The sequence below is a fragment of the Vibrio sp. 10N.222.48.A3 genome (genome assembly GCF_041475345.1).
In the GTDB taxonomy this organism is placed as follows: Bacteria; Pseudomonadota; Gammaproteobacteria; order Enterobacterales; family Vibrionaceae; genus Vibrio; species Vibrio tasmaniensis_A.
In genome coordinates this window covers 1-3,228 of sequence record NZ_JBFRVX010001056.1, presented here as the reverse complement: position 1 = coordinate 3,228, position 3,228 = coordinate 1, and the positions used below count along the sequence as shown (strand labels likewise).

Genomic DNA, 3,228 nt, shown 5'->3' with positions numbered 1-3,228 from the left:
AGATAGACCAAGCGATTGGTCCCCAGTGAAACAAACCATAAGTTGCCGCCCAACGAACCGCTTCTTCACTTCCGGGTTCTAGTTGGAAAGGCGGTGATTGGTAGTAGTAAGCCCACTCAATACAGCCCCAGTACAAGATACTTGCGCCGATACCACCACAGAAAAGCATTGCTGCCCATGATGCAGTTTTGAACTCAGGTTCTTCATCAGCTTCACCCAGTTTAATTTGTCCCATATCACTGAACACAACGTAAACCATGAAGGCACAAGCAGCTAGGCCTAGAGCAAGATATAGAAATCCAAGTTGATCCGTCATGAATGTTTTCGCAACCGCAATCCAGTCTGCGCCCTGTGCTGGGAACAAAATGAGCGGGAAAACTATCGTGAGTAGGAGTGCAATAGCACCAAAGAAGGTAGGCTTATCAATAAGCTCAAAAGTGTTTTTCACGAGTATTATTCCATTAAAATGAGAGCGGAATTATGGAATGAACTCGTTTTTTAGACCAAATCAGGTCTGTTGTCGTGACGACAAATTGCTTCTATTCAATAAAAGGTAGGTAATGAAAGAATAGAGAAGCAGAGCTGTAAAGTTAGGCTAAAGCGAAATTAGGTTAAAGCAAAAAGTTAGACTAAAGCGATAAGGATGCCACCTACGGTAAGTGCCGCGGACAAGAATTGCCCCGCTGAATATGAGCCATCATCCTCTTCTTCAACCTTGTCTGGGTGGTCCATGCCTAATGCGCCGTGAGCGAACGATTCAACTTTATCTGTAACGGTTGCATTTTCCGCTTCGAATTTTTTGGATTCTTTATCGATTTGTTTAAGAGCAGATAATAGCGCTTTTCCTTCATCGGAAAGCTTAACGGTATTTTGTTCCACCTTGAGTGGAGCAGGCTTTTCAGCCTCGGTGCTTTTATTCTGTGCGTTCATTTTCGCAGGTGAATACAGCTGAGTATTACTCGTTCCTACTGGTGTCATATCGCTCTCCTTACCTATCCTTAAATATAGTATCGGCAGAGGTGTGAAAAACTTGTGCATTTAATCACCGTGGTGATGTTTTTTTATTCGCACATTGTTTTTTCGTCTGCTTGGTCAAACCGTCTAGTTATTAAGCAAATCTTGTGCCGATAAGGAATTTGAATGTTATATAGAGTTAGAGTGGATGATAGGAGCCAATGAAGCTCTGTCGATGGGCTAGTTATCTAGAATTAGCCCATCGTTTCGTTCTCTTATAAGAATGGATAAGAATGGATAAGAATGGTTTAGTCGCACTCTAGGCTAGCGCCGCGCTTAGATAGGTGTTTGTATGCCTTCATTCTGTTCTCTTTTTTAACAAAGCGAGCGGGTGGAGAAAGCACTTTGAGCTGGTAGTCACTGCTATCTGAAGCGATTTCCTTAACTGGGCTGATAATCGCAATTTTTAGATCGGGATTGCGACGCAGAATCGATGCAGCTGTGCCTAAACCATCTTCTGTATGGAACTTGCCAGCAACATGAATCACTTGCTGATCTGGGTTTGATGCGAGGTAATCAACAATCGACTCTGCCATGGTTTCGTCCCATGTGACTTGAGCCGCAAACTGTTTTTCTGTTTGCTCTGGTGTTCCGTGATGCATCGAAGCCATGAACTTTTCTTTATAAGGGCTATCGCCAGTATCCACTTCTGAAGCAATCCATTGACGTTGTTCCGTCGTTAGCTGATCTAGATAGGATAATCCTTTACGGCCGATACACTGTACAAAGGGTTTTGGTGCGTTTGCCGCAATGATATCGACGTTGTTGGTTTTAGCGAACTCAACCAGTGCACGATAATCACTTTCGTAGTTTGGCCAAGCAGCCGCTTGAGGCATAAGAATTTGTTCGCCAATTTCATCATTGAGATATTGGTTTAATGTGTCTTGATGTTCTCGAGTGAATTGTTCCATTGAAAGCGCGATGTTTGATGTGGCGTTGCGACGTGCTTTTAAGAAATCGGTTTGGAAGCGATGGATTGCCGAGTGAGTGTGCCATTCGCCAATAAGAACCACATCAGCGTCAATCAGCTGTTTAGGTAATGCATCGAGAGAAAGCGTTTCGCCTTGTGGAGAAGCAAACTGGTAGTCATAGAATGTGGAAACGTTTTCCGTTTGCGTGTTAGCCACTTGTTGAGAAGTGCTATTTGAAGGTTGATTAGCACAAGCTGTGAGCAGGGTAGCTAATCCGATAAGAATAATACGTTGCATGAAATGCCTCCTTGAAGAACACGCATACTAAAGGAGGCAAGATGATATTTCAATGCAAACGATAATCAATATCAATTAAATTTGTTTGCGGTACACTCGCAGCATAAAGTCCGCTTCACAGTTGAATTGCTCAGCATCAATGAGTTGTTGTTTAAACTCTTCACTCGCTTTCCAAGCAAACGGCGTCATCTGTAGCAGGTCGAATGCGTCTGACCCCGATAGTTCCATCATATAGTTTAGTTGCTCTTGGTGCTCAAGAGTAAAACCTTCAATCATTTCTGGATCTTCGTCGTGCAAGCGAACACCATCATAAATTGCATCACGCAGCTGATACAGGTGTCGGCTAGCAGGGGTCACGGTGATCACCACGCCATTGTCTTTGATGGTGCGCTGCAGTTCTTCAGCCTTGCAAGGCGCATAAATGCGTAGAATGCCGTCTAAGCTGTTTTCCGCAAAGGGCAGGCGATGGCTCGAAGCGACTGAGAAGTCGACAGCAGGGTAGCGTTTAGCTGCGTATTTGATAGCAATCTTAGAAATGTCTAGGCCAAAAGTCGCACCATTCTTTTCTTGAAGGTTTACCGCAATTTCATTGGTGTAATAACCTTCACCACAACCGATATCTAATAGGCTAGGGGCGGTTGCTGGCAGATAGCTAGCGCATAAACCAACAACGGCTTGACGCATTGGATCGTAGTGGTTGCCTTCAAGGAAGCGGCGACGAGCCTGCATCATTTCTTTGTTGTCACCTGGATCTTTTGAGCGTTTGTGGTGTGCTGGCATCAAATTGACATAGCCTTCTTTCGCTAGGTCGAACTGATGGTTCTTTTCACACTTAAACGTACGATCGTTTTGAGATAAAGGTTGGTGACACAAAGGGCATTGGTAAGTCATTGCGAACTCGAGGTAGAAATTTCAAGTCCAAAATTTTAACAGGAAGCATTGTGGGGCGCTAGAATAAACGCAGCTGTCTTGGTTTACGGCAATTAGTGAAGATACAGAGGCTGTC

The 3,228-nt window shown here is 44.1% G+C and carries 4 protein-coding genes; all 4 read right to left on the bottom strand.

All coding sequences use genetic code 11. The features are described from left to right. Window positions 1–448 (bottom strand): BCCT family transporter (locus AB4653_RS23565; protein ID WP_372105457.1); only part of this gene is annotated, 448 nt, incomplete at its 3' end. 176 nt (window positions 449–624) lie between these two features. Next, window positions 625–978, bottom strand: a complete 354-nt coding sequence (locus AB4653_RS23560; RefSeq protein WP_009848664.1) for a hypothetical protein — start codon at window positions 976–978, stop codon at window positions 625–627. 284 nt (window positions 979–1,262) lie between these two features. Beyond that, window positions 1,263–2,222 carry a ChaN family lipoprotein gene (locus tag AB4653_RS23555; RefSeq protein ID WP_009848663.1) on the bottom strand — a complete coding sequence of 320 codons (960 nt, stop codon included), beginning with the start codon at window positions 2,220–2,222 and terminating at the stop codon, window positions 1,263–1,265. A gap of 75 nt (window positions 2,223–2,297) precedes the next feature. Then, a complete protein-coding gene (rlmA, locus tag AB4653_RS23550; protein WP_009848662.1) occupies window positions 2,298–3,113 on the bottom strand; it encodes a 23S rRNA (guanine(745)-N(1))-methyltransferase in 816 nt (271 codons plus the stop codon). Between the last annotated feature and the right edge of the window lie 115 nt (window positions 3,114–3,228).

Bases quoted from the DNA above. Each gene is read 5' to 3' on its own strand.
- AB4653_RS23560 (WP_009848664.1), bottom strand. From the start codon at position 978: ATGACACCAGTAGGAACGAGTAATACTCAGCTGTATTCACCTGCGAAA.
- AB4653_RS23555 (WP_009848663.1), bottom strand. From the start codon at position 2,222: ATGCAACGTATTATTCTTATCGGATTAGCTACCCTGCTCACAGCTTGT.
- rlmA (WP_009848662.1), bottom strand. From the start codon at position 3,113: ATGACTTACCAATGCCCTTTGTGTCACCAACCTTTATCTCAAAACGAT.